The organism is Priestia sp. TRM10, from assembly GCF_057808375.1.
In genome coordinates, this window is record NZ_JBJZOT010000002.1 from 610,618 (window position 1) to 636,338 (window position 25,721).

At 33.6% G+C, this 25,721-nt stretch carries 31 protein-coding genes and 1 riboswitch; of the genes, 7 read left to right on the forward strand and 24 right to left on the reverse strand.

From position 1 onward, the window contains the following. Positions 1 to 539: 539 nt before the first annotated feature. Positions 540 to 1,097 carry an HPP family protein gene (locus ACK3CR_RS03100; protein ID WP_488974745.1) on the reverse strand — a complete coding sequence of 186 codons (558 nt, stop codon included), beginning with the start codon at positions 1,095 to 1,097 and terminating at the stop codon, positions 540 to 542. A 554-nt stretch (positions 1,098 to 1,651) separates the two neighbouring features. After that, on the reverse strand, positions 1,652 to 1,846 hold the full coding sequence (locus ACK3CR_RS03105; RefSeq protein WP_243520183.1) for a hypothetical protein: 195 nt from the start codon (positions 1,844 to 1,846) through the stop codon (positions 1,652 to 1,654). Positions 1,847 to 2,188: 342 nt separating this feature from the next. Between ACK3CR_RS03105 and ACK3CR_RS03110 the strand changes: the two genes are divergently transcribed. Then, positions 2,189 to 2,839 carry a DUF6198 family protein gene (locus ACK3CR_RS03110; protein ID WP_488974746.1) on the forward strand — a complete coding sequence of 217 codons (651 nt, stop codon included), beginning with the start codon at positions 2,189 to 2,191 and terminating at the stop codon, positions 2,837 to 2,839. A 341-nt stretch (positions 2,840 to 3,180) separates the two neighbouring features. Here ACK3CR_RS03110 and ACK3CR_RS03115 read toward each other — a convergent pair whose 3' ends face one another. Then, the gene (locus ACK3CR_RS03115; protein WP_488974747.1) at positions 3,181 to 3,738 is read right to left on the reverse strand and encodes a helix-turn-helix domain-containing protein; all 558 of its coding nucleotides are present in this window, start codon (positions 3,736 to 3,738) and stop codon (positions 3,181 to 3,183) included. A gap of 373 nt (positions 3,739 to 4,111) precedes the next feature. On the opposite strand from ACK3CR_RS03115, the gene ACK3CR_RS03120 reads away from it, so the two are divergent. Beyond that, positions 4,112 to 4,591 (forward strand): GNAT family N-acetyltransferase, encoded by a 480-nt coding sequence (locus ACK3CR_RS03120; protein WP_243520180.1) that lies wholly within the window; start codon positions 4,112 to 4,114, stop codon positions 4,589 to 4,591. Positions 4,592 to 4,813: 222 nt separating this feature from the next. On the opposite strand, the gene ACK3CR_RS03125 is transcribed toward ACK3CR_RS03120, so the two are convergent. The 5 genes from ACK3CR_RS03125 to ACK3CR_RS03145 form a co-directional block, all read right to left on the reverse strand. Further along, the gene (locus ACK3CR_RS03125) at positions 4,814 to 5,152 is read right to left on the reverse strand and encodes an antibiotic biosynthesis monooxygenase family protein (protein WP_243520179.1); all 339 of its coding nucleotides are present in this window, start codon (positions 5,150 to 5,152) and stop codon (positions 4,814 to 4,816) included. A gap of 514 nt (positions 5,153 to 5,666) precedes the next feature. Then, complete coding sequence (locus tag ACK3CR_RS03130; protein WP_243520178.1) at positions 5,667 to 5,825, reverse strand: hypothetical protein; 159 nt, start codon at positions 5,823 to 5,825, stop codon at positions 5,667 to 5,669. A 426-nt stretch (positions 5,826 to 6,251) separates the two neighbouring features. Beyond that, a complete protein-coding gene (locus tag ACK3CR_RS03135; RefSeq protein WP_488974748.1) occupies positions 6,252 to 7,385 on the reverse strand; it encodes an NADH:flavin oxidoreductase in 1,134 nt (377 codons plus the stop codon). 163 nt (positions 7,386 to 7,548) lie between these two features. Further along, positions 7,549 to 7,980, reverse strand: coding sequence for a VOC family protein (locus ACK3CR_RS03140; RefSeq protein WP_243520176.1), 432 nt, complete (start codon positions 7,978 to 7,980; stop codon positions 7,549 to 7,551). Between the two features lie 298 nt (positions 7,981 to 8,278). Further along, positions 8,279 to 8,743 (reverse strand): YoqH family protein, encoded by a 465-nt coding sequence (locus tag ACK3CR_RS03145; protein ID WP_328123769.1) that lies wholly within the window; start codon positions 8,741 to 8,743, stop codon positions 8,279 to 8,281. A 215-nt stretch (positions 8,744 to 8,958) separates the two neighbouring features. Between ACK3CR_RS03145 and ACK3CR_RS03150 the strand changes: the two genes are divergently transcribed. Beyond that, complete coding sequence (locus ACK3CR_RS03150) at positions 8,959 to 9,267, forward strand: RNA polymerase alpha subunit C-terminal domain-containing protein (RefSeq protein ID WP_488974749.1); 309 nt, start codon at positions 8,959 to 8,961, stop codon at positions 9,265 to 9,267. 251 nt (positions 9,268 to 9,518) lie between these two features. On the opposite strand, the gene ACK3CR_RS03155 is transcribed toward ACK3CR_RS03150, so the two are convergent. The 7 genes from ACK3CR_RS03155 to ACK3CR_RS03185 all read right to left on the reverse strand — a co-directional run bounded on the left by ACK3CR_RS03155 (position 9,519) and on the right by ACK3CR_RS03185 (position 14,696). Beyond that, positions 9,519 to 9,962 carry a cell wall hydrolase gene (locus tag ACK3CR_RS03155; RefSeq protein WP_243520173.1) on the reverse strand — a complete coding sequence of 148 codons (444 nt, stop codon included), beginning with the start codon at positions 9,960 to 9,962 and terminating at the stop codon, positions 9,519 to 9,521. A gap of 189 nt (positions 9,963 to 10,151) precedes the next feature. Then, the gene (locus tag ACK3CR_RS03160) at positions 10,152 to 10,829 is read right to left on the reverse strand and encodes an alpha/beta fold hydrolase (protein WP_488974807.1); all 678 of its coding nucleotides are present in this window, start codon (positions 10,827 to 10,829) and stop codon (positions 10,152 to 10,154) included. Between the two features lie 372 nt (positions 10,830 to 11,201). After that, positions 11,202 to 11,711, reverse strand: coding sequence for a DoxX family protein (locus tag ACK3CR_RS03165; protein ID WP_328123772.1), 510 nt, complete (start codon positions 11,709 to 11,711; stop codon positions 11,202 to 11,204). Positions 11,712 to 12,280: 569 nt separating this feature from the next. Continuing rightward, positions 12,281 to 12,595 carry a DMT family transporter gene (locus ACK3CR_RS03170; protein ID WP_488974750.1) on the reverse strand — a complete coding sequence of 105 codons (315 nt, stop codon included), beginning with the start codon at positions 12,593 to 12,595 and terminating at the stop codon, positions 12,281 to 12,283. Beyond that, entirely contained in the window at positions 12,595 to 12,936 is a 342-nt protein-coding gene (locus ACK3CR_RS03175; protein ID WP_488974751.1) for a DMT family transporter, read from the reverse strand. The genes ACK3CR_RS03170 and ACK3CR_RS03175 overlap by 1 nt, the downstream gene beginning before the upstream one ends. Positions 12,937 to 12,996: 60 nt before the next feature. After that, positions 12,997 to 13,098, reverse strand: a riboswitch (guanidine-I (ykkC/yxkD leader). A gap of 265 nt (positions 13,099 to 13,363) precedes the next feature. Next, positions 13,364 to 14,362 carry an HAAS signaling domain-containing protein gene (locus tag ACK3CR_RS03180; RefSeq protein ID WP_488974752.1) on the reverse strand — a complete coding sequence of 333 codons (999 nt, stop codon included), beginning with the start codon at positions 14,360 to 14,362 and terminating at the stop codon, positions 13,364 to 13,366. After that, positions 14,349 to 14,696: a PadR family transcriptional regulator gene (locus ACK3CR_RS03185; protein WP_243520167.1), complete on the reverse strand. Its 348-nt coding sequence runs from the start codon at positions 14,694 to 14,696 to the stop codon at positions 14,349 to 14,351. The genes ACK3CR_RS03180 and ACK3CR_RS03185 overlap by 14 nt, the downstream gene beginning before the upstream one ends. A gap of 224 nt (positions 14,697 to 14,920) precedes the next feature. On the opposite strand from ACK3CR_RS03185, the gene mleCBF reads away from it, so the two are divergent. Together mleCBF and ACK3CR_RS03195 are read left to right on the forward strand one after the other, a co-directional pair. Further along, the gene (gene mleCBF / locus ACK3CR_RS03190; protein WP_488974753.1) at positions 14,921 to 15,760 is read left to right on the forward strand and encodes a CBF family alpha/beta fold macrolide esterase; all 840 of its coding nucleotides are present in this window, start codon (positions 14,921 to 14,923) and stop codon (positions 15,758 to 15,760) included. 182 nt (positions 15,761 to 15,942) lie between these two features. Further along, the gene (locus ACK3CR_RS03195; RefSeq protein WP_243520165.1) at positions 15,943 to 16,338 is read left to right on the forward strand and encodes a DUF3224 domain-containing protein; all 396 of its coding nucleotides are present in this window, start codon (positions 15,943 to 15,945) and stop codon (positions 16,336 to 16,338) included. A 625-nt stretch (positions 16,339 to 16,963) separates the two neighbouring features. Here ACK3CR_RS03195 and ACK3CR_RS03200 read toward each other — a convergent pair. From ACK3CR_RS03200 to ACK3CR_RS03225, 6 genes are all read right to left on the reverse strand, one after another. Continuing rightward, the gene (locus tag ACK3CR_RS03200) at positions 16,964 to 17,260 is read right to left on the reverse strand and encodes a hypothetical protein (protein ID WP_243520164.1); all 297 of its coding nucleotides are present in this window, start codon (positions 17,258 to 17,260) and stop codon (positions 16,964 to 16,966) included. 590 nt (positions 17,261 to 17,850) lie between these two features. Continuing rightward, positions 17,851 to 18,369, reverse strand: a complete 519-nt coding sequence (gene speG / locus ACK3CR_RS03205; protein WP_488974754.1) for a spermidine N1-acetyltransferase — start codon at positions 18,367 to 18,369, stop codon at positions 17,851 to 17,853. Positions 18,370 to 18,469: 100 nt separating this feature from the next. Then, entirely contained in the window at positions 18,470 to 18,784 is a 315-nt protein-coding gene (locus ACK3CR_RS03210; protein ID WP_243520162.1) for a DMT family transporter, read from the reverse strand. Further along, entirely contained in the window at positions 18,784 to 19,119 is a 336-nt protein-coding gene (locus ACK3CR_RS03215) for a DMT family transporter (protein ID WP_124050794.1), read from the reverse strand. Before ACK3CR_RS03215 ends, ACK3CR_RS03210 begins: the two co-directional genes overlap by 1 nt. Before the next feature lie 80 nt (positions 19,120 to 19,199). After that, positions 19,200 to 19,784 carry a TetR/AcrR family transcriptional regulator gene (locus ACK3CR_RS03220; protein ID WP_328123773.1) on the reverse strand — a complete coding sequence of 195 codons (585 nt, stop codon included), beginning with the start codon at positions 19,782 to 19,784 and terminating at the stop codon, positions 19,200 to 19,202. Positions 19,785 to 19,965: 181 nt separating this feature from the next. Then, positions 19,966 to 20,121: a DUF1540 domain-containing protein gene (locus ACK3CR_RS03225; protein WP_082023575.1), complete on the reverse strand. Its 156-nt coding sequence runs from the start codon at positions 20,119 to 20,121 to the stop codon at positions 19,966 to 19,968. Between the two features lie 299 nt (positions 20,122 to 20,420). Between ACK3CR_RS03225 and ACK3CR_RS03230 the strand changes: the two genes are divergently transcribed. After that, the gene (locus ACK3CR_RS03230; protein ID WP_488974755.1) at positions 20,421 to 21,425 is read left to right on the forward strand and encodes a DUF3231 family protein; all 1,005 of its coding nucleotides are present in this window, start codon (positions 20,421 to 20,423) and stop codon (positions 21,423 to 21,425) included. Between the two features lie 66 nt (positions 21,426 to 21,491). Beyond that, positions 21,492 to 21,962: a hypothetical protein gene (locus ACK3CR_RS03235; RefSeq protein WP_243520159.1), complete on the forward strand. Its 471-nt coding sequence runs from the start codon at positions 21,492 to 21,494 to the stop codon at positions 21,960 to 21,962. Between the two features lie 158 nt (positions 21,963 to 22,120). Here ACK3CR_RS03235 and ACK3CR_RS03240 read toward each other — a convergent pair whose 3' ends face one another. The 3 genes from ACK3CR_RS03240 to ACK3CR_RS03250 all read right to left on the reverse strand — a co-directional run bounded on the left by ACK3CR_RS03240 (position 22,121) and on the right by ACK3CR_RS03250 (position 25,697). Continuing rightward, positions 22,121 to 23,626 carry a subtype B tannase gene (locus ACK3CR_RS03240; RefSeq protein WP_488974756.1) on the reverse strand — a complete coding sequence of 502 codons (1,506 nt, stop codon included), beginning with the start codon at positions 23,624 to 23,626 and terminating at the stop codon, positions 22,121 to 22,123. Between the two features lie 384 nt (positions 23,627 to 24,010). Beyond that, positions 24,011 to 24,667 carry a 2OG-Fe(II) oxygenase gene (locus ACK3CR_RS03245; RefSeq protein WP_488974758.1) on the reverse strand — a complete coding sequence of 219 codons (657 nt, stop codon included), beginning with the start codon at positions 24,665 to 24,667 and terminating at the stop codon, positions 24,011 to 24,013. 157 nt (positions 24,668 to 24,824) lie between these two features. After that, entirely contained in the window at positions 24,825 to 25,697 is an 873-nt protein-coding gene (locus tag ACK3CR_RS03250; protein ID WP_488974760.1) for an alpha/beta fold hydrolase, read from the reverse strand. Positions 25,698 to 25,721 lie beyond the last annotated feature (24 nt).

Here is a 25,721-nt window from a genome sequence, read left to right on the forward strand (position 1 = left end):
AATTAATTGGGCGCTATTTTTATGTAAAAAGTCATTTTAACTATTTAAACAGTCGTTTCGATCCTAATAGCACTCAATCTTTATTTGAATAATGGAATAAACCACCTTTATTCAAATAAAAAAGGACATTCCTTATATGTCCTGTTCCCTTGTATCAGCCCCACCTACGCTAAATACTGTGACAGCCACTCATGCCATCCTGCCTACTCTCAGCATAACTGAAAGCGGTTACAAAGTAAAGAGTTATTTAAATGTTATATTTTTGAAATGTATATCCTATTCCTTCTTAATCAACATTAGTAACCTAAAAGAAAACTCCTCACTATCTAGGATGTAGGGAATTTTCCTTTAGATGAATAGATTTATCACTATGTGATTATACATCCCTTAATTATGTAAAAAGGATTTTTATTGAATTGTAATTCTTATTAAAGATCATCTACGAATCGGGAAAATGGGGGATATGGTTTATCCTATCCTTTTGGCTTTATCCCTCTGTATTGAAAACTAATCTCTTATTCTACTTCCTACTTAGCGTTTTATAACCAGTGTTGAGGATATTGTCGTTTGGAAAATAGATTATTGTAAAATATTGAAATGAAAATCAATAGTAGAACTCCTAAGAAAATAGGAACTAGAAATCCCCACCCTGTTTGATTGTTCACTACAACAAGTGCGCTAGCTGCTGCAGGAGGATGAAGAGTGTTAGTAAGAGCCATTAAGATTAACACAATAGCTAATACTATGCCTATAGAGAACAAACTTTTACCTAGTAAACTCCAAATAATAAGGGCAGAAGTAGTAGAAAGTAAGTGTCCTCCTATCACATTTCGTGGTTGAGACCATGCACCTTTATGAGCCTCAAATATGAGTATACAGCTGGCTCCTAAAGGTGCTATTGCCATAGGGTAGCCTAAATGAAGAGTCATAAAACTAATGATAATAATAGCGATAAGTACACCTGTAGCTGAAACAATAGAATCCCTATAGTTAATTTTAATTTTTCCTCTACCCTCTCCCTTCATTTTTCTTAAGTATGTGTTTACCCCTATACTTACCCCATTACTTACATTCTTTTCAAGTTTCTTTTCCATCATAATCTCCTGCTGTCCTTTCTACCTCTTTTATAAATACTATGTTAGATTTTCTGTCATTTAGAGTTATTCTATATGAAAACTCTGAGTATTTAAAGATATATTCTAAATAAATCTTTTGCAAACTTAAAAAATTAGGTTGAGTAAGGGTTTTTTTTAGAGGAAACAGCGAGACTTTTAGCAAAAGTGATAAGTTATTGAGTAATTTTGGTCGATTTCAATAACCTTTACCCTCATTCTCTTTTAGCTGATACATATACTATATCTCTGTTCTAAAATACTAAACAATCTAATCTCTTCTGAGAGTGGTGCATTCATCGCAATTAGAAATGATTTGCAGAGCTCTCCAACGGTCTATTCTCCATGTATCTTTACCATAGACAAACGATAGATGAATTTGTGAGACCGCTTTTGTAATCTAAAGCGATATATTGATGCAAATTTTTCTGTAACAAAGCTCCATATTGTGATGCGCCTTCCTGTTGACATAAAATAAATTATTGGCAAAAAAACGCTTGAATCAAATGATTCAAGCGTCTTAAAACATTAACCATAGATTACTTAACATTAGTAATACCTTTATTTCTCAAATTCTTTCCTATGTAAAAAGAATTAACTATAAATATAAATGTTCCTAGAAACCAGCCTACAATAGGAGAATACTCAAACACATTTTGTAAGGCCATGCCTAAAGAAATAGAGGCTAACCCTAACATTAACAAAAGTATAGTAATACCTTGTTTTTTTTGCATACACGACACCTCTTTCTAACTAAATTTTACCACAAAGTAACGTTTTACAATATAAGTAACTGCTTTACATAATGTGAATGATCGGAAATCACGTAAAAAGAAGCCTTCTTTCTAAAAGAGTTCTTTTTAATATTTTTTATCTATTAAGGGTTTCCTTTTTACGAAAAATCGTATAAAATTCTAGAATCTATAGCTCACATCGCAAAAAGATATTTTCTTTTTTTTACATAGTGCCCAATGATTAGATTCTTGATGGAAAGTATAATTACTTCAATTGTCCCTTTGCAGCATAAGGATAAAATTTTTTATGATAAACAAAAAATAGCTTGAAAATTGGAGGTCATGATGAGAAATATTCCTGTAAACTTATTATGGTTTATTTGTTCCATTATGTTAAATGCTTTAGGAAATAGCTTTATGATCATTTCCAACCTAGGCAGCTCCCCATGGGCAGCTGCCGGGCAAAACCTTGCATTCATATTACCGTTATCCACTGGTGCTTGCATTATTATTTTAAATTTCTTTTCGTTTATACTTAGTTATTTAATAAAAACAAAATTCACCCTTGTTAGGATTATTAAAAGCATGGCCCTCACCTTCGTCTTTGGAATGTTTATTGATTTGTTTGTGTACGTACATCACATTATATACGTACCGGAGAATCTATGGATCCGTGGTTTATATTCATTAATAGGACTCAACCTTATGGCAGTCGCTGTATGCATTTATTTTCAATCAGGCTCAATATACTTACCGTCTGACTATTTGTTAAAAGCATTTGGAAAGCGAATGAACAACTATACAGTCGGAACAATGATTTGTACGTCGATACCATTATCTATTAGCATTCTGATTATTCTTTTTCAACATCATATAACTGGTTTGGGTATAAGCACCTTCCTATTTATGTTCGGAATAGGATTTTTAATTGATCTTTATAATCGCTGGATTGTGATCAATAAAGTTCCCCAACAAAATATGTACTCAGCATAAAAGATATGCAAACTAATTAGATAGTGTAATAACTATCAAGATAGTACAAAATCCTTCCTATAACGATGTTATTATAAATATTCCCTTCAAAAAAGCATGTATAAGATATTCTATATTCAAACAAGTAAAAGAGCCTAAACGCATTGAGAAACAATGCGTTTGGGCTTTTCTTTTCGATATCCTTTTACAAATAGCTCAACTTCCCTATCCTTTCTCTCTACGTACTAAAAAAACTCTTATAAATTTTATAAGGATCCCTAAACTTACCATCACTTGTTATACCCGGTCTTTTGCATAATCAAGTAATCTTAATGTGAATTCAGCCAATTCTTAAATTCATTTTATCGATTGTGATAAAACAATAAGACGAACGTAGATACTGTGTTTTCCCCTACATTCTTGTAGGTATGATATACATCTCCAGGAAAAACTACGGCTTCTCCACCAGAAGCTTTGTAGACTTTATCTTCTATTTCAATTTCTATATTTCCAGTAGAAACAAAAACATACTCTTTAATCCCTTTAGAATGCGGGTTAGACCTATGTATGCCCCCAGGTTTTAAATCCATTTTATAAACCTCAAATTTTGTTTCTTCATCAAAAGGTATAAATGGACAAGTCATATACTTTCCATCATCTTCAATTAAATAGGGAGAGTTGTCTACTTTCATTATTTGTACAGATGGCTGTGGTTCCATCATTAGCAAAGAGAGAGAGACGTTTAGACCGTTAGCTATTTTCCAAAGGGTAGTTACGGTAGGCGTTTTTTTCCCTTTTTCAATTTGAGCAAGCATGCTCTTACTTACTCCAGTAAGTTGAGCTATTTGAGCAAGAGAATACCCCTTCTCCTTACGTATTTTCCCTAAATTATTGCCAATTATGTTAATTAGATTATCCATAAACCCTCCACAACTATTGTTCACCATAGAGATATATTGTATACTAAAGTGCACAAATTAGTCTTTAAAACTTTTTTCATATTATAAATTTTATCATAAACAACCATCCTCAAATATTAAATGAAGGAGAGATTAGCTGAGAGAGGTGGTAGAGATATCTATCCTTTAAAGGAAAGGATGGGCACTTTTGCTTTAACAATGGTTGGATTAAGTTCCATTATTGATTCAGGTTAGCTATTTGATACATGGATAACTACTCAAATGGCTGATCTATTGCTATGATTTCATGCATTATGAGTAGAGCATGGTTATCATCCATTTTTTTTAAAAATAGAATCTAACCATTAAACTAATTAAATGTGAGGATAAAAACATGCAAATTCGTGAAATGAAAGAAAAGGATAATCAAAGAATGGAGCAAATCATTAAACGTTCTTTGGAATCATTTGACTTGAACATCCCAGGAACAGCCTATTTTGATCCCCAGCTGAGCAGTTTATCACAATATTATCAGAAACAACCAAATGCGAAATATTGGGTTGCAGTGAATGATCAAGATGAAGTGATAGGTGGTGTTGGAATTGCACCATTTGGACAAAAAAAAGGGATCTGTGAGCTGCAAAAGCTCTATATTTCACCCGAAGCTCAAGGAAAAGGTCTGTCGAAAGAATTGATGAAAGTAGCGCTCGTCTTCGCAAAGGAACACTATACATGCTGTTACCTAGAGACATTTAAGGAACTCCAAGCAGCTAATTTCCTTTATATTAAATTTGATTTCCGACAACTCGAAAAACCACTAGAGGAATCAGAACATAATGCCTGCGACGCTTGGTATATAAAAGAATTATCATAAAGCTCCTGAGTATGATACTAATTAGCTATAAAAGTTCAGGGATTCTATATATGTAGGGCAATCTAAGACACTTGACAAACTATTAACGTATTCCCCTATAATCATATATTCAAAAAACCTTTGCTCATCCTTAGCAAAGGTTTTTTACTACAAGAAATTTAACATTAATTAGTTACCATAAAATCCATTCTCGGTAGTTATTCTAATTAAGTAATTATTACTTCATATATTTTCTATTACTCTAGCAACACGATAACTGTTAAGTTTTAATGTTTTAGCTTCACAGCGATTAATAATTTCATCATTAGTAGTTTGGACTTCATCACGCCCTGAAGCTTGAAATGAATTAGACCAAGCTTCTTCCGATATCCACTGGGCATAGTTAATAACTCGCTTACCGTCTTCACTAGCATGGAAACTTGATGAAATAAACCCATCGTAATCCTTAAAATATGTTTCAATTTGATTTGTAAGACCATTAATTAAGTCTTGCTGATATTTTGGATTAACTTCCCATTCAATAATTACCGTAAACAACTGATTTTCTTCAATTTTTGGCATATGAACTCTCCTTTATTAATTCCGATATTTATAGTGTATTTCAATAAAGTTATTCTAGCGTCAATAATATGAATCCTTCTATAACTTTAGTACAGTTAAAAATGTGTACAATTATATACTAAGCAATTAATTAACTAATACAGAAGATATAAGTGTGGGGATTAATAAAAGTAATTCCTTATGAATTCAAGATTTATAAAACATGATTTTCCCGATACAACCTTTTTAATCAATAAATATCTTAGTTCCTACAACCTTGATTATGAGACACAAAACCACTCAGGAGAACTTTTTAAACTATATATGTATATGAATCTATAAATTTGGACAAACTATTCATGTATTCCCCTATTCGTATAAATAAGAGAACCCTTCACTAACGATAAGCAAAGGATTCTCTTATTAAAAGTAATTCCCGATAAATTAGTTAACATAAACAATCTTTTTCACATAACTACTTTGTTACGTTTACCCTGTTTTTTACGGACACTCTCACGGTTAAAAAAGATCTCACTTAAACCGTAGATGAAGCAAGATAAGGACTATTAAAATAGATAACCTCGGTAAGAATCTTATTTCCTTCGATGTCTTTAAAAGCTTCCCTTGCTTCCTTCTCTGTGTTAAATTCAAACATTTTCGTGTTCTTCCTTGAATGAACCGTAATCACCCACATGAACTATTCCTCCCCCATTAAAAATGGTCCCTCGTACATGTCCTCACTCATGTACAAGGAACACTCAAAGACATTATGAACAATATCATACAAAATGAAAACCCTTTCTACAAAAAATATCAAAATATTACAAAAAAATAATCACCTCATAGGAACTGGTTAACATAAAACAAATCCTCGGAACAAAGAAAGAATTAAATAAAAAGTATTATTCATCTTCAAAAGAAAACTTGTAGAACAAAACTAGTTATCTAAAAGAATACCAAGCCACCCTATATAATCGTGAGGCTTGGTATTTTATAATATTCCTGTAAAGTCTATATCCTTTGTTACTTGTAGAGCAGCGTAGATAACAAAGCTCATTAAGATTAACTCTAATGTTATTATGATTATTTCTAAATCAAAGCACTTGTTAGATCAAAAGTTTTAAACTTCAAAATCTTTAATTTTAGCATCTGGGCTTAACACTTTTTCTTGATCAAACTCTACTAATGGCTCCCCCTTTTTGACTCTATTAACCCAATCATGATTAGCAAGAGCTCCTTTACCTAAGGTAATCAAATCGGCTTCCTCTTTTTCAACAATTTCTCTCGCCTTAACAGGATCCTCTAAATGCCCGTTGGCTATCACAGAAACTCCCCCATACTTTTTTGCAAGAGCCGCAAGCGATGCCCCGCCGTTGTCCAAGGCTGAATTAGCTGCACTGATGGATTCGTCTGTTGGAAATGCAGGTTGCCATGCTTCGTACTCCGTAACATGAATAAAGTCAAGACCTGCGCGCCCTAACTGACCAAAGATGATTTCAGCATCTCTTTCTTTTCCTTTCCACTTGTGGTTATAATCATTCACCTTTCCTTGTGAAATCCGAATACCAATAGTAAAATCTTGGCCAACAGCCTCTCGAACCGCCTTCGAAACTTCAACTAATAACCGGACTCGGTTTTCAGTAGAACCACCGTATTCATCTGAACGTTTATTGCTATAATCAGTAAGAAACTGATCAAGTATGTAACCATTGGCCCCATGAATTTCAACTCCATCAAACCCAGCAGTTTTTGCACGTTTAGCCGTGTTAACAAACCCGTTGATCACTTCTGTGATTTCTTCTTTTGTTGCTTCTCTTGGAGTTGGGTACAGGCCTTTCCCTATATAGGCTTCCATTTGTTTTCCTTTTGGCTGAACGGCGGAAGGACCAATTGTTTCTTGAACAAAACGATTTCCTTGCGAAAGGGCTCCCGCATGCATTATTTGGGCAAACATTTTAGCACCTGCTTGATGGACAGAATCTACTACTTTCTTCCACGCTTGTGTTTGTTCCTCATCAATGAGACCTGGCTTATTAAAATACCCTTGACTATACTTGTCATCAGTATACATTCCTTCCGTAATAATGAGTCCAAATCCTCCACGAGCAAATGATGTGTAATAGGATACCATCTGCTCGGTTGCCACTCCTTCAAAACTTGCACTTATACGCGCCATTGGGGCAACCCCTATCCGGTTATCTAATGTTATATTGCCTAATGTAACAGTTTCAAATAACGATTTTGTATTAGTCACTGTGAAGACTCCTTTCTTTTTTAAACAAAAAAACCTGTATAAAAACTTCATTTATACAGGTTTAGGTTACTTTAAAATACAATTTCAGTGGACCTTATTGAAATGATGCAGCCCTTATTTCAATAAAGTATTTAATTTAGCTGCGCAAAAAACTTTTCATATATTACTTGTTATCAGCAACTTGTGTTGAGATTTGCCAAGTTACACCGAATTTGTCTGTTACTTGTCCATATGATGGACTCCAAAAAGTTTCTTGAAGTGGCATATTTACCTGACCACCCTCTTTTAGTTTTCCGAACACTTCTTCTGATTTCTCTACATTGTCTATTGTAATGGATACTGTCACTTGTGATCCAATTTGGTATGGTTGACCTGGGAATGTATCAGAAAGCATCAAATCATTATTTCCAATTTTCAAATGCGCATTCAATACACGATCTTTTGCTTCAGCAGGAACAGAAAATTCAGGGTTTTCAGGCATGTCTCCGAAAGTTTGAACTCCAACAACTTTTGCACCCAGTGCATTCTCATAAAATTTAACAGCTTCTTGTCCATTACCGTTCATAACTAAATAAGGATAAATTCCTAAAATCATAAAAAACACCCCTTTTAAAGTTTTGTTTAACAAACTAAAAGTTATAATTAATCACAAAAAGAACATACGTTCTTTTTTATACTAACATGCACTATATATCTATACAACAACTTATTAAACTATCCTGCTGCATAATTGATTTTCAGGTACTTATAGATAAAAAAAGAAGAACATCTAATTAAATGTTCTTCTTTTTTTATAAAATTAACCTATATTACCTTAAAACTGTGTTTTTTTATAGGAACGAATAGAGAAAAAGAGTCCTTATCTATCAAGAACTCTTTGCAATGTAGTTAAATTATTCTTCTCTTTCTTCACAAGATTTTAAGTTACCTCTCAATATAGCTGGCCCCATCTTTTGAGTTTTGGAATTAGAAAGCCGTACTTCTACATTAACATTTCGCATTTCTGCTGTAATTAAATCAAATCTTCCAGCCCAAGTAGGACTGTCTTCTTCAGCCGTGGGATAAAGTTTAAAACGCCAACTAATTTCATTAGGTATTGAAGAAAAACCTTCGTAGCCATCATAATTACCAAAAGAAGAAGGATTAGGAAGGTGCACAGCTAAGATACTTATATTAGTTCGAGCAAAACTCGGTGGATTCAATTGAACTTTATAAACTAATCCTACTCCTTTAGCGTTTTTTAAATTTTCATCTACAGGTTCTAGAATTAAACTACACGGCATTTTACTAGCATTTGTTTCAGCTGGATAAGCAATTACAAGAATGGATAAGAAGATAACTAAAATAATTTTTTTCATCACATGTCCTCACAGTTTTTAGTTACTATCCCCCATTGATTGCTAAATTATTATAGTTACTTAAAATTAACCAGTAATTTATACTTCCTACATATATAATTATCATAATGTTGATTATCTACAGCTTTTATATAGAAGTTTTAATCATTCACCTGTTGAAAGTGATAAAGTATAGAAAGTAAAAAATAATTCTTAAGAAAAGGAGCCGGGGAGAAATGGCAACTTCAGAAAAAAAATTAAAAATTTGCAGCAAAGGACATAAATATTATAAAAGTAGCGACTGTCCAACTTGTCCGACTTGTGAGCAAGAACGTAAACCTGCCGATGGATTTCTTTCCCAACTATCAGCCCCAGCAAGAAGAGCATTGGAAAACAACGGGATAACTACTTTACAACAGCTATCAAAATTTAGTGAAAAAGAGATTTTGCAATTCCACGGGATAGGACCATCTTCTTTACCTAAACTGAAGGCCGCTTTAAAAGAAGAAGGGTTATCCTTTAAAAAATTGACTAACGAGAAGTAGTATAGTTACAGAATTATATTTTAAGCTAAGTCCATTAATACATGAAAAATCTCTACTTCTTGATCACAAGTAGAGATTTTTCATGTGTGAATTTATTAAAGTATTCCAAAGAACCATAAATACTATATTCACGTAAAGTTCACAGAATCAATATTATCGCCAGAAAAAACTTACTCCATCTTGGAGTAAAGCTCCCTTTCGTTTATATAAATTATTCTAAAAATATAAAAAAGCTTACTCAAAGAGTAAGCTTAAGTTCCGCTATAAACACTATCACATGTTCCAGGTTTTGGTTCATAATAACAATGATTTTTAAATTGACCAGCTAAAGGTTGACCGTACCATGTTGGAGGGCATGGAGCATAGGGGTTAAAATACCAAAGAGCATATTTCCCCGGGTGTTCCCTCCAATAATCCAAGTTCTTTTTTGCTAATCTTTTTTCAACAGGTCTCGCTCGTTGATAAAATTCATTACCTTTTTGAACTGCTTCAAAAGAATAATTTCCTCCTTGGACTTGGAAAATGACTTGTCGAATTGTTCTTAAGTCTTTAAAGTCTAAACAATTTGCTTTAAGACGATTAACAATTACATTTCCGACATATAACATTCCTTGTTTTCCTTCACCTACAGCTTCTGCTCTCATCATCCTTGCCATTAAATTAACGTCTGCATCTCGGTAACTTACTCTTGGCATTTTCTCACCTCAAAATATAGTATGAAAAAAAGCCTATATTGATGTTAGCGTTTATAAAATAAGTGTCTAACCAAATCATTACCACAATAAAGAGAAAAATCAGTTCGCCTAACACGGACTAGAAGAATTCAATACGAAAAGGGAGACTAATACACTTCTTTAATCATTCTAAAAGCACTATTTAGAAGCTCATGGATTAAGAAAACTTCTTACAGCACCTAAAAAGGCTGGTAAATTCCCTGCGTGCACATCATGCCCAACATCCTCTATCGTCACCAATTGACAATTTGGAACAATCTCTGATACTTCCCTCAATTTATCTTGAGGAATATGACTAGATCCCCCTCCTATGATAAGGGTAGGTGCCACGATATCTGTAAGATTTGCCCACCATTGAGGATTAGGGTTATTTAATTGTCTTAGAATTGAAGGTACAACCTTCCAATCAAAAGATAGAGGACCAGGAGGTTTAGAAGGAACTTCGAACTGCTTCCCCGAAAAAGGAGGAGGTGTATCTTCAACAATCAAGCGTTCTATCCTTGAGGGGAATGTTTCGGAAAAAAGATAAGATACCGTTCCTCCCATAGAGTGCCCTATTAACGTAAAATGTTCCAAATTCATAGCATTTACAAACTGAAGCAAGTCATCACACATTAATTCGAACGTATAAGTGCCAGTTCTCGCGCTCCCACCGTGACCTCGTTGATCTAAAGCTAGAACCCGATATTTTTCTCCTAATACAGCTGCTACTTCGTCCCAGGATTCTGCATTCATTCCCAAAGCATGAAGTGCAACAATTGTCGGTGCTGAAGCTTCCCCAGTTTCGCGATATTGAAAAGTTAAACCGTTTAATTCTATTTGATTCATTCGTATTTCCAAATAAAATCATCTCCCCGTTTAGATTTTATTCATTGAAATCTAAATTATTTAAGGTTCATGTATATATTAGACAAGAAGTGAAAATCCCCTTTACATATGCCAAATCCTCCTTAGATCTGTTGCAGCATATATCATTACATCCATATATATTTTATAGATAAGAGAAGTCCTTCTTCTGCCAAGATGTCACTATAGATTTAAGCTCAATATTTACTATTCTTGAAGGTTCTCTTAAAGCTGCTGTAATTTCATCACTAGAATAATACTAAACCTAACTTGATCGTATAATCTACGACTTTATGTTGTGTCAATAAAAAAACAACCATCTGAAATGGTTGCTCATATAACATATATTAAAAACTAAGCAATATCTTTTACCTCTTTTGTTTTGTTAAGTACTAGCTTTTCTTTAAGGGGAGGAATAATCATACCATCTATACCATATCTTCCTGCATTCATAGCAGACACAAGAATAAACAGGGATAATAAAACAAGTTGTGGATTTATGCTTATAGCACCACTAAACATATAAGAAAAGTTCATTGTGATTCCAAAAAACACGGCTGTTTTTGTAAAACAACCTACTAAGAGACCTAGACCTACTAATAGCTCTCCCCAAGGTACTAGGAAGTTAAATAACTCTATATTAGGAACAGCTATATTTTCTAGAAATACCCCCCACCATTCTTGAACAGCCGGCTGTTCTCCTGTTGTTTTTGCCAAAGCCCCCTGTATAAACCCTGAAGTATCAAATGATCCACCTGTGATTTTTCCTAAGCCAGCCACAAACCACGTATATCCGAGATATACACGTAACACAGCTAAAAGTATGGAAACTCTTTTATCCCGTCTTAAAACATCAATAAACATACTTCTCCTCCTAATCAAAATAAGAATTATTAGAAATATAATAGCATAGTTGATAATGATTTTTATTATCAATTATGTAACAAATATGTAAAGAATTCGGATTACACGCAAAACTAATGTACATAAACTTGATTCTAAGTAATAAAATCAACAAAATTAATGAACATTTATATGTAATAAATATCTTTGAGAAAAATATTTTTATTTAAGAACTAGGAAAGAAAAAACGTGAATAATAAGAATGGGTCTATATTTGGTATTGGACTTCTCGCCCTATTATGAACAACCATTTATACAGCAATACTTTCATCACAGCTAGTGGCTACTAAACATAGAAAAAAATAAAAACTAGTTCTGCTGAGAGCTAATTATTATATTTTTTTCTTAAAGGAATTTTAATATTTGATTCACAAGATTACAGAGCTTTTTTCTGGCTAAACTTTTAATATTTAAACAAACTACTCAACAAACCTTAGGATGAATCTAAAGAAAAAGCTATTGTTGAAATCAATAGCTTTTTCTTCTTTAAATTTATATACTCGGTGAAAATCTATTAAAGTAATAACACTTTAAGAAATTAACTTTAACCCTACAGCTGCTCCCAAAATCATCGCAATAAAGAGAATTCTTTTCCAATCTTTTGATTCTCCGTAGAAAATCATCGATAATAAAGCTCCTCCTGAAGCTCCAATACCAGTCCAAACTGCATAAGCAGTACCCATAGGTAGTGTCTTCATTGCATAGGCAAGGAAGATGAAACTTGCACCAAATCCAATAATTAAAAGAACAAGTGCTTGCCATGTGCGTTCTTTATTGACTTTATTGATCATCATGACACCTAACATTTCACATATCCCGGCCAATACTAAGGAAATCCACGCCATTATGCCTTCCTCCCTTCTTTAGACTTATCTTTGGTAACGAGCTTTAATCCAACTACACCCATTAATAACAATAGAATTAAGAAAATTTTAGATACTTTAAATGCTTCTCCGAAGAAGAAAATTTCACATAACACAGTACCCGTTGTACCCAGTCCTACAAAAACAGCATAAACAGTACCTACCGGAAGCTTTCGTCCTGCTGTTATCATCAAATAAAAACTGATGAAAATAGCGATTGCTGTTCCAGACCATGTCCAGAAATCAAAAGCATGTTTTAGTCCAACAACCCAACCTACTTCAAATATTGCTGCTACAATGACTTTAATCCAATTTTTGTCCATGTCAATAAACCTCCCCTTTTTAATAAAATAAAAAAGCCTGAGAGACAACTGATACACAGTTTCTCCCAGGCTTTTATCCTTCCGTGGCATAGTTTAATCAACTATGAGTTTTCTCTCGGACCAGGCTAACGTATTCGTTACGGAACCCTAGAAAACATGTTTCTTATTTAATTATCTTATAGTATACACACATAAAAAAATTATTCAAGGATATCGTGTTTTTCTGATTCATACAATACATGTTAATGGGCGTAATATATATGTTTACCAAGTATTGTTTCTATACTCAACTAAGAAACAAAGAATATGAATCTATGTTGAGTATAGATAGTTAACATAACTCGGATATGGATACTGTACTGGAACTGGAAAAGGACCTTCAAATGAAGATTCTTTTATACTAGTTGTTTTAATAAACAAATATGAATTAACGAATACTAGCCTTGCGAAATCCATCAAATACACTAATTGCCGCTGAAATCATAAAGAAGAAAACCCCACCGCTAATTATCCATGTTTTAAATTCATTACCCGTAATAGTAAATAAATCCGTTATATAAGCAATAAAACCTTGGTTGAGTAAATTTGAATTTATTAATATGACAATAAACACAATGGTGCCAATTATCTGAAGGATAGTATTGGAAATTGCTATTCTTTTCGTCCACTGTCCTTTTATTAATTTATAAAGGGATAATGCTATTTCGAACACAATGACAATAACAACGACTGGCCAATACCCCATTAATACTTCTTGATTTAAGGCTGGCGTTACAAATTCAAGTCCGTTTCCACTGTCTCTATATACCCCTACAAGATGATTCGCATAAAAATAAAGGGTTGCCCAGACCGTGGTCCACATTAAACTTCCAAATACTTCGAACTTTGAAATAGCCTTTTTCTTAGGGATATAAGGGATGTTTTTTAAATCATCAGGAGTCCATTTTTGTAGGCTTGCTGTTAATAGCTGCTCACCTTTTCCTTTATCCGTTCGTTCCAAAATGGAAAAAACGATTGTTAGCCAAAAGAACACTTGGATACCTACTTCAATGATTCTCCATATACCGAAACCAACAATATCTAAGACTACATTTATTACAGCTTCCTCGCCCCCATACCCTACAAAGTATTGGGAAATCATTGAAATCAATGAAATGACAGCAGCAATCGGTAAAATCATTTTTAGCAATGTGACATATATATCAAAATAGCGGGGGCCAATTAAGTGCATTGGACGATCTCCATAACCACTAGCTAATGTGGCTGGATTCCCCAATTTTTTAAGAACTACCTTTACATCTTTTTCACTGTAATCATCAGGTAACATATCCTCAATAATCGACTGCAACTCAAGTGCAATATCCTCACGATTTTTTTCAGGCAGCCTCCGAGTCACTTCATGAATATAAATTTCAATTAAATTCATCCTCTTCATCCCCTTTTAATAAGTCACAAAGCCCTTTAGAATGATTGATCCATTCCTTCTTCAAGTGTAAGAAAATCTCTAAGCCATATTCACTTAAAACATAATACTTACGGGGTCTACTCTCAGATTTATCCCAGCTACTTGTTACCAATTCTTGTTTTTCTAAACGACGAAGCAACGGATATAAAGTACTTTGATCAATAACAATTCCTGATTTCTCGAGTAATTGAACAAGTGAATACCCATACTGAGGTGTTCGTAATTGACTTAAAACAGCTAAGGTCAATGTCCCTCTCCTAACCTCTGTCATTAATGAATTTAATAAAGTGTTCATTTATCCACCTCATTTCCACTTATACTATATGTCATACAGTATATGAGTTATACTATGTATCATACACTATAATTGTTACAAAAATCATTAATTCATAGTTCGGATAAAATACCTTATAGAAAATAAGGTGAGAATTTTTTGAAAAGGAAATAGTCCTCTGTTAGAGAAAGGAATATAGGAGTAATTTTCATTTCTCTAATATAAAAAAAGGTGGGAAACCCTTAATGAATGAACAAATACTAAAAATGGACAAAGTGGAGATTTGTACTGAAAGTTTTGGAAACCCTGAAAAACCTGCTGTACTTTTAATTATGGGAGCGATGTCCTCGTTAGACTGGTGGGATGAAGACTTTTGCATCCGCCTTGCTGAACATGGAAGATTTGTAATTCGTTACGATCATCGTGATTTAGGTCGATCTACAACTTATACGCCTGGTACTTCAAACTATACAATAACAGACCTTGCGGATGATGCCATTGGAGTCCTAGATGCTTATTCTATAGAACAGGCCCACATTGTGGGAATGTCTCTTGGAGGAATGATAGGCCAGATTCTTGCTCTTAGATATCCAGAACGCATATGCTCCCTTACTTTAATCGCTTCAAGTGTATTTGGAACTGAGATGGAAAAGTTGCCTCCTATGGATCAGTGTATACTCGATTACCACTCAAAGAGTGCCTCCATAGACTGGTCAAATCGTGAGGAAGTAGTTCACTATCTTGCAGGTGGATGGAAAACGTTAAGTGGCGCAAAACCTTATGAGAAGGAAAGAGTATATAAACTAGCAGAAAGAGAAGCCGATCGTGCAAAACAACTACCAAGTAGATTTAACCATGCTTTGCTTCAAGGTGGAGACCAATACTATGATAGATCGAATGAAATTAGTATACCTGCCCTTATAATTCATGGAACAGAGGATCCAGCACTATCTTACGAACATGGGCTTGCTCTTGCAAAGGCCATTCCCCATGCTAAATTAATAACTCTTGAGGGCACAGGACATGAAATTCATAGTGAAGATTGGGAACAAATGATCAAATCAATTGTAGAGATTAGCTCGTAATAAAGAATAACTAGTTCATGTTTTAGAATTCAAAAGAGTTGAACACTTTATAAGAATTAACTGTTTTCAGAAAGTAGTCTTAAACCTGCTTTTTCATCTTATAGAAAGGTGTATTATGATACTTTTTGAGTGTTATACCGAAAGTAGATTACTTATCTAATAATTAGGGGAGGTCTATGCAAATGGAGGTAACATTTACAGTAGACAAATGGGATGAAAAGCCAATTGATAACACTAGACAAGAATTCCCTATTAATATTGCTCATGTTGAATATGATATTGATGGTGAATTAAAAGGAAAAGCTTTTGTTGAATATTTACTATATTATTTAGACTCAAATGTAGATGATGGTCACTTGGCCACGTCCAAAATCTCTGGCTTTTTGCATTTCGAGGGAGCTTACAAGGGAAAACGAGGAACATTTACAGCTATAGAGCAAGGAATATTTGATAAAGGTAATTTAGATTCTCCAGCAACAATTATCAAAGCTACTGGTGATTTAGAAGGTCTAAAAGGGACCTATAATTATAGATTTGCAGGTCAAACTAGTAAAATGATTCTAAACTTTGAGTTCTAGCAAAACACTCTATAGTTTAGTAAAAGGAACCTTCCCTATAATATTAAAAATATCTTTTCCATCGAAAGAGCTCATTCAACTTTCCTATTATGTTAATTACACACAATCGTAGATAACCAATGAACACTTTATATAAATCTAGTTACCATAATATTGGTTCAAGAAAGAAATAAAAGAGCAAACCCATTAAGTAACAATAAGTTTGCTCCCTTTCTCTTAGGTATACTTTTATGGATAGGTTTCCAGTCTATGTTTCTGTAAAAACTTCTTAAAAAAGAGAACGAAAAGAACTCATGTTATGAAGACTAAAAGTCCAACAGTTGTGGTCACTATCACTTGTTGTATGATAAAGACTAATTATAAGGCAAGGAATCCTATATAATATGTTGCCCTTTATCTACCTTAAAATGTCTCCTCTACCTTTAAACAAGTGATGATATTCCTTAGATAAATAAAGAGTGAGAGATTGGCAGCTGCATTAGGTTTTATGGCGCTATCTCCTATTTTAGTTGTGCCTCCTTCCCGCTGATTGTATAATTAATTCTTGTTCCATTTTAATATCAACAACGTTAGGACGACATTTCATAGTAACCATATCTTTGAATTTCTTACACCGCCCCCATAATTACTGTTCTTTTGAAATATTATTATTTCTTTTTACTAAGAGCACGATAGCAATGACAAAAGCAATTACACTATATATCCAGGTAAACATAAAAGCTAATCCTAATCCGATATTGGCATCCACATAATGATTGTTCATATCATCTATGGCTAGATAGAGAAGTGGTGCGCCTCCAATAATCAGCAAGGGTATTAAGAGAATATTCTTTTTTGTCTTTCTTGTTGTGAGAAAAATGATCAGGAAAGACGCCAAAAGAAAAAATTCCGAAGCTATTGTCAAAATTAACAGTTTGTTCATACTAAATTTTCTCCTTTTCAATAGACTTTTTTATAAAAAACATATGAAATGACCCAAACTTATTTAAAAGACAGACAAATGAATGATCCCCCTTTATAGGCATTAGACGATGAAACCGTTAAATAGGTTTTTCTCTTTTGGAATATATTTTTCAAAAATGCAAATGACATTGCAAAATGAGTTAACATAAAACATGCTCTAGGAATTTAAAAATTGGTTTCTTTCATTAGCAGTTAATTATGACTTAAAGATTTCATATAATATACATTATGAGCAGGAAAAGCCCTTGGATTCTCATGGAATCTAAGGGCTTTTTCCTATAACTACTTTGTTATATTCCCTCTTTTCTTTACAAACAAAAAGACCTCACTTAAACCATAGGCAAAGCAAGATAAGGATTATTAAAATAGACAACCAAAGATACTTATATTAAGAGAAATAAAGAATCCTTAATAATTAGTTTATATAAAATCGATAGTAGTCTTTAAACAGTAAAAAAACAAGCAGCACTTTTATCGCACTGCTTGTTTTAGAGAAAATTACTGGTGAATCTTATAGTTTTACTTTCTGCGTAACACTCTTTCGTATATTCATTGTTCTATTTCTAAGTATTGCTTTTGAAACATACACATTCTTATTGCATTATGATAGCTGCCGTCAACGAAAAATTCATCTTCTAACTCCCCTTCAACTGAAAAACCAACCTTTTTGTAAATGTGAATAGCCTTAGCATTTTCTTTATCTACAATTAAATATAGTTTATGCATATTTAATACAGAAAAGGCATATTTCATAGCTAATTTAGTGGCAATCATTGCATAACCATAGCCTTGATGCTTAGGATCAATGATAATTTGAAACTCTGATCTCCGATGAATATAATCAATTTCTACTAATTCAACTAGCCCGAGCATTTCACCATCTTTTTCGAATATAAAACGACGCTCACCTTGATCATGAATATGCTTATCATATAAATCCTGTAACTCTACAAAAGCTTCATAAGGCTCCTCAAACCAATAAGACATGATATTTGCATCATTATTAAGTTCATGCACAAATTTTAAATCTTCGCGTTCCAAAGGACGTAATTTAAGATCCTTACTCATTTTTTATTTAACCTCCATAAATTTGTGGTAGCTATAGTTTTTTGAATTGTACCTTTCACTTCTGCTCTCCTTTTCCGGTTCTAACTTTATAAATTCATAGTTATGAAGTCACTCCAAGACCAATAACTCCTATTAAAATAAAAAGCAATGATAAATACTGAAAAATGTTCAATTTCTCTTTAAACCATAACATCCCAACTAGCGCTATTCCAATACTTCCAATCCCTGTCCATACTGCATAAGCAACCCCAGCCGGGATAACTTGCATAGCCTTTGATAGACATAAAAAGGATAAAATAAAACCAATTGACATTGTAAGTATGGCCCATTTTTTTCTTTTTCCATTTATATATTTCATCGCAATTGTAGCGACAATCTCTTCAAGTCCAGCCAATAATAATAATCCCCAAACCATTACTTTTCACCTCTAGCTTCATATGTCTCTTTTCCTGTGAATACTTTCATTCCTATTATCCCAACTAATAAAATAGCTAAAAAAACAAGTTGTTTGATTGAGAAAGAATCTCCTAAAATAATTCCTACAAGATATGTTCCAACTGTACCCATCCCAACAAACACAGTATAAGCAGCTGCAATAGGAAGTGATTTATACGAATAAATCAGAAGTATAAAGCTTACTAGAATGAGGATAAAAGTCCCACCCCATTGAAATCCTGTTTCAGCATGTTTCAATCCTGAGGCCCATACTACCTCTAAAAGTCCTGCGATAAATACAAATAACCAATTCATATTCTTTCAACTCCTCTTAAAAATGAATGAACGTCATTCATTTTTCGGGAATAAAAATTACTGGGTATTCCCAATAATTTTCATTCCTCAACTAGTGATCTTTTAATAAAATTAAACAACTCTGCCTTGTACTTTTCTAGAGATTGATCTTGTTCTTGGCCTATGTAATATCTTTCAGCTGCATTTTCAATAAGATTAATAATCGTCTTGGAAGTCCATTTGACGTTTGTTGTACTTCTAATCTCATTTTGTTTAACAGCCTTCTCCATTACATTTCCAAGCCAGCTGTAATAAGGTTCGTATACTAACTCCCATTTGTCTAAAGAATGATTAAAAGCAAGCCCAGAATAAACAAGCACAATGATATCCTTATGCTTTTCGGTAATCTTAAAAGTATCAGCAATTAGGACTTTCAAAGTATCCCAGAAGCTCTCTCTTTCCTTTACCTCTTCTTGAACGCTTTTCAAAGTGAGAGTCAAAAGGTAATCTGCAATAGCAGGTATCAAGTCATGTTTTGATTTAAAGTATAAATAGAAAGTTCCTTGTGCAATTCCAGCTTTTTTAGCAATCTCTGATATAGATGCTTTATGAAGACCTTTCTCAGATATAACCTCTATAGAAGCTTGCAAAATTCTTTTGTATTTATCATCTGATTTCTTTTGCATAAGGCATCTCCCTTTTTAAATGAATGACGTTCATTCATTCTAACACATTTTTTATAGAATTTCTAGGTAGTAATGATACAGAAAAATTTAGAGTTATTACATAACATGAATGAAAATCATTTTCATTACTAATAATATAAATCATAAAAGGTAACCAGACTTCTGGTTACCTTTTAAAAAATTAATGCTGTGGTTTAAATGTTTTACAGTCTGTTTCTTCACTATTTGATGCTTCTTCACCCTTATGACTTACTACATAAATCGCGTCTGCTTGACACTTGTTTCCAGAACCCCAATACGTACAATTGCTGACTTCACAAAGAACATCTTGAGCCATCGTTCACACCTCCTTTTTTGTTATTATTAACAGATATAATATAGTCAATACTATTTGTGTATCTTATACAAATCTAATTACCATAATGGGATGTATTAGAAGTATCCCTTTGGAAGTAATTATTACAAAGGATTTTGGATTAAAAATGGTCAATAAATTTTTTCTTATAATTGTGCTAGTTATTGAAGAACAAAACGATTGTAGCTAACTCATACGATGTCGATCAGTAAAAATATTTTATTGGATAATTAATAACCATTTGAAGCACAATTTAATTATAGAAATGGAGGTAGAGTATTGTGAAAAATAAAAATCCCATAAGTGCATCAGAGATCGGTACCCTTTGGCTTACATATCAAGAAAAAACCATGATCTTAAGAATATTAGAGTATTTCATTGAAAAATCTGATGATCAACAAGCTAACAATATAATGGGAGGCTTATGGCAAGAACTAAGTTACTATGTATCAAAGATAAAGAACATTTTTCAAGAGCAAGGTATAACTATACCTATTGGATTTACTGAAGCAGATGTTAATTTAGAAGCCCCCAAGTTATATGACAATGGATTTGATATTATGTTCGTACGTATTTTAAAAGAAATTAGTATGGGCATGTACACCCTTAATATGAATATGTCCTATCAAGATGAGGTTATGGAAATTTATGAAGGTTTGACTTCTACCACCCAAAAAATTTATAAATCATCTACTATTTATTTACTCGAAAAAGAGATTCTTACCCGTCCACCTAAAGTGACAATGCCTAAGTCCTCTGAGTTTGTTGAAAGTAAAAACTATTTAAATGGATTTAATCCCTTTAATAAAAAAAGAGCTTTGAATGACATTGAACTAGGTTATCTTCATCATGGAATCGAGACAAATAATATTGGAATGCAATTGATTACTGGATTCGCACAATGTGCAACAAATAAAGAAGTTAAACAATATTTTGTGAAAGGAAAAGAACTGGCTAAAAAACAGATAAAAGTATTTGAAGACATTCTTCTTCAAAATGATGTTCAGTTTTCTGCAACTTCTGGAAGTACTGTAACAACTTCTAAAGAGGCTCCATTTTCACAAAAACTTATGATGTTTTGCATTTACCTTTTAAATGGTTTTGGCCTTGTAGGAAGTAGTTTTGGAACTATTTTCAGTCTGAGAAAAGATGTATCGATGAAAACGGTATTAATTGCAAAGGATATCTACTTCTATGCTGATGATGGAGTTAAAATTATGATTGAAAACGGTTGGTTAGAGGAACCACCACAAATGGAAGATCGAACAAAATTAATGAAGGATTAATCATAACAAAATTAAATCACATATGAATTGAGCACTCTAGAAAAATAAAAAATAGAAGTGAAGAAAATGACCAAAAAGGGATTAGAAAGTATTTTTTGGAGCATAGCATTACCAGGTTTTCCTCAACTAATGAATGGAAAACTTATAAAAGGAATTCTATTTATTGGATTAGAAATATTAATCAATGTTCAGGCTAATTTTAATACAGTTATCATATTAAGCTTTCAAGGAGAAATTGAAAAGGCAATTGAGCAAACCAATTACCAATGGTTAATGTTTTATCCCTGTCTTTACTTTTTTGCGATGTGGGATGCTTATAGAGATGTCGAGGATGAGCGTTCTCCTTTTATGTTTATTCCATTCGTATTCTCTGCCTATTTTGTTACAGTTGGAGTCATTTACTCCTCTACGTTTACCATAAAGAATCTATTATTAGGACCAATATGGCTATCCTTTCTTTGTCTACCAATTGGCTTACTAGTTGGAATGATTATAAAGAAAATAATTCTTTGGAAAATAGAACACTCCAGCTCATAAAAAAACTCTTTTTCACAAAAAAGAACAGACAGTGAAAAATTCTGTCTGTTTCTCAAATTCTAGCATTTGTATTAAAACTAAAAGGTGGACTTCTTCTTTGTATGATAGTCTATTGAACATAATCAAGAATTTTTCGCGTTCTTACTTACATTGCTACCCTATCCGTTATTGGATGTATTAGCTATCTTTTTACCATTAGAAGATGGAGAAGCTTTTGATGATGCAACAATATTATCTGTCCACTCAAACAGCTCATCTAAGTCATAATCTCCGCCGTGTGATTGGTCCCAAGGCATAGAGAAATCAACATTGAAGCCGCTGTTTTCCAATTTTGCTGATAAAAGAGTTGGAACGGCGAGAGAAGTATCATTATCTACTGTCCCCTGACGGATACGCCAATACGAAGAAGTAGTAGTTCCCTTTGTTCCGATATAGTATAGCGGGTTCATCATTTTTATTAGGGAAGCGTCCGCAAGTGTACTGCTCACTGTGCTATTTTTTAAGCCATACTGAGTAAAGTGCTGGGCCTTCGTAGTTGACGTACCAAACAGCTCGTTCTCAGCATTGGTTAAATCCAATCCATCAAACGCAGACGGAGTCTTCATTCTGCCGACATATTGGACGTATTGATCAAAATCAAGATCAGTCACTTTTCCATCTTTAATTGTAATCCATGTAAGAGAAGATAAATCGGTACCGCTGTCTAGTGCTTTTTGCGCGGAATCCATGACAAAGGATTTAACGTACTCTTTAAACGTACCGTTCCCGTTCTTATTTAATGTTAATGGTGTGCCATTAGAGTCGGTAAGCTTTAGACTATTCAAATAGTTAGGGAACAGAGCACTTAGTTCGTTTGAGACTTGAATTTGATCTTCAGTCAACGTTCCTTCCACCATTTCTCTTTGAATGTGATAGTCAGTATCGCTAGAAATGACAAGCTTCTTATAATCATTAATACCATTAAACAGCCACTCATAGGCCATATCAGCATGATCTAAATCTGTGATTGCAGCGTAGGAAGATACGGCAAAGATGTCGTCGCGCTCATTTGCTGCTCCAAGTTTCTTTAAATAAGAGTTGTAATCCTTACTATTCCCAGTAGCACCAAGCAAAGCAGAGAGTGCACCACCTGCGCTTGTCCCATTTGAAATAATTTTCTCAGCATCACCAGGCATAATTTTATCGTTATAACGTAAATAACGAACCGCAGCTTTTAAGTCCACAATAGCCGCAGGAGCTTTACCCGTGTATTCTCCACTTTCATTTTGTGTTGTTCGACCGCGTGCACCAGGCTCTGCTACCACATATCCTTTTGAGAGTGCTACAAGTGCCGCATTTGGTTCCCCACTTCGTTCATCTAGACTAGGACTTCCAGGCTCTGCAGGCATATAACCCCCAACTGTATTTGGAAAGAAGATAGGCGCGGTATCTGCATTGTAGCTACCAATGGATGTTCCCTCATAATACTCTTCAGGCACATAAATATTCATAATTTCATACTTCGTGTCAACAGGATTCTTAACATAAACGATTTTTTCGTAAGCACGATAGGTAATCGTTTTTCCGTCTACTGTTGCCGTCTCTTCTGTGTAGTTATTCGAGTTAAATTTTAAACTGTACTTTGTAGTTGTATTAGTATCTGAATTAGCAGCAGAAACATTCATCAATGGTGTGCTTAGGAACCCACACACTAAAACAGAAGTAAGTATTTTTTTAGCTTTCATTTTTTAATCTCCTTCTAAAAAACTATACTTTTTCCTTTTAAATGGGCTTCCTATATTAAAGGTGTATAGTACATCATCTTTGTACCCTCTAATATAGATAGCTTATGTCAAATTTCTCTCCCATCATTACTTGTACTAATAAAAATATTGAATTTAAATGGAACTAAACAAAAACTCAACTCCCTTCTTTCATGTGAAACAACACCTCTAAATTTAAAATTTATTGATTACACGTATTATTGCGAATAAACCTTAAGAAAACCTTAAGATTTTTCTTTTAAAAATTGAAAGCAAAATAAAAAAATCACGCTCTGCGTGATTTTTTTATCGAACTTTTTGTTTTCGCATCCACTGAGTAGCAACCCATTTTTCTCCTTTAACGACAGGCGCTCCACCGTGAAGGGTGAGTTCATTAAGTTCAGTATTTTCATAAAAATATTCAAAATACAAGGCCATTCCTTTTTTTGGAGATACGGAGAAACCTAGCTTAGGAAAATAAGTTTCCCCTCCCTCTTCAACATCGTTTAAGTACATAATTAATGTACTAATGCGATTGTTTTTAGATGCTTTGCTGGTAGAAGCAAAATAATCATGATGTGCTTTATATTCTTGATCAGGTAAGTATTTTAAAATTTGGAGGCCTTCAGCATGCTCAATAGATGGGCCCATGATATCGGAACTTCTCATTTCAATTGCATGTACAAGTTCGTTTTCGCTTTCTTCAAAAAACATTCCGCTACTTGTTCTCATATTATTTACTTCACGTGCAGCACCAATTCTTGAACGTTGCATTTTATCTTTCGATAGTTGTATGAGTTCATCACATTCTTCATTACTTAGGACATTCCCTAACACTAGAACAAGAGGCTCTTCTAAACGAGTGATAATATCAATCTCTCTATCTTTTAATTTAATTTTGCTCCCCGCATGGTTAAAAATTGTTTGTTCTTTAGTTATTAAAGATGTATGATCTAGCTTCATCTTTCACCGGCTCCTCAAAAGAATTATTTTCCTGAATCTTCACCTAACTATATGTAACCGCTTACCTATATGGATTATATCATAAAAGACAAGTGAATTCTGCTAGTAAAGTAAATAAAAAGACCGCTCTCATTTTAGAAAGCAGCCTACAGTCTATTCATTCATTTTTCTTTAAAAAGTTTCTTAGAAAGCGATTAACTTCTTCCGGTTTCTCATGTTGAGGTGCATGTCCTACACCCTCTAAGCGGTGAATGGTTACATCACGCACATACTCGTTTATCCCATCTAAATTGCTATTTTCAAAAGCCGAATCCGCATCTCCCCAAATAATAAGCGTTGGAGATTCAAACATTGTATGTGGAAGATTAGGCGGAGTTTTTGTACTTGCCTTAAAAGGATAAAGGGAACTAGCACGATAGTAATGAAGCATAGATTTCATTGCTTCAGGCTGTGTCCAAGCCTCCACGTATTTTTTCTCATCTTCCTTTGTTAAATACCCTTTTTTTATCCCTGGCTTAGTTAGTAATTGTTTCATGTTCTCACAATTATTAGCTAAAAAGTATTCATGAGAATGAGGTTTCTGGAAGAATTCCATATAGCTACTTGCTTTTCGCTGAGCTGGGTTTTCTGCTAGTTCTCTCTTAAATGTATAAGGATGAGGCGCGTCAAACATAATTAATCTTTTTACATATTCAGGATACGTGTAAGAAAGGGCCCATGCAACCGCTCCGCCCCAGTCATGTGCAACTAAAATACATTCTTTTTCTCCAAATGCTTTAATTAATCCTTTCACATCTTCTAGTAAAATATCTATTTCGTAAGATGAAACTTCTTCTGGTTTATCAGATAAGTTGTACCCTCTCATATCAACAGCTACTACACGATAATCTTCGGCAAATTCTTTTAATTGGTGATGCCAGTTGTACCAAAAGTAAGGGAATCCATGTAAAAATAACATGAGTTCACCTTCTCCTTCTGTTACGTAATGAAGATTTATTTCATTCACTTTCATATATCCATCTCTTAACATTCCATTCATCCTTCCCATCTAAAC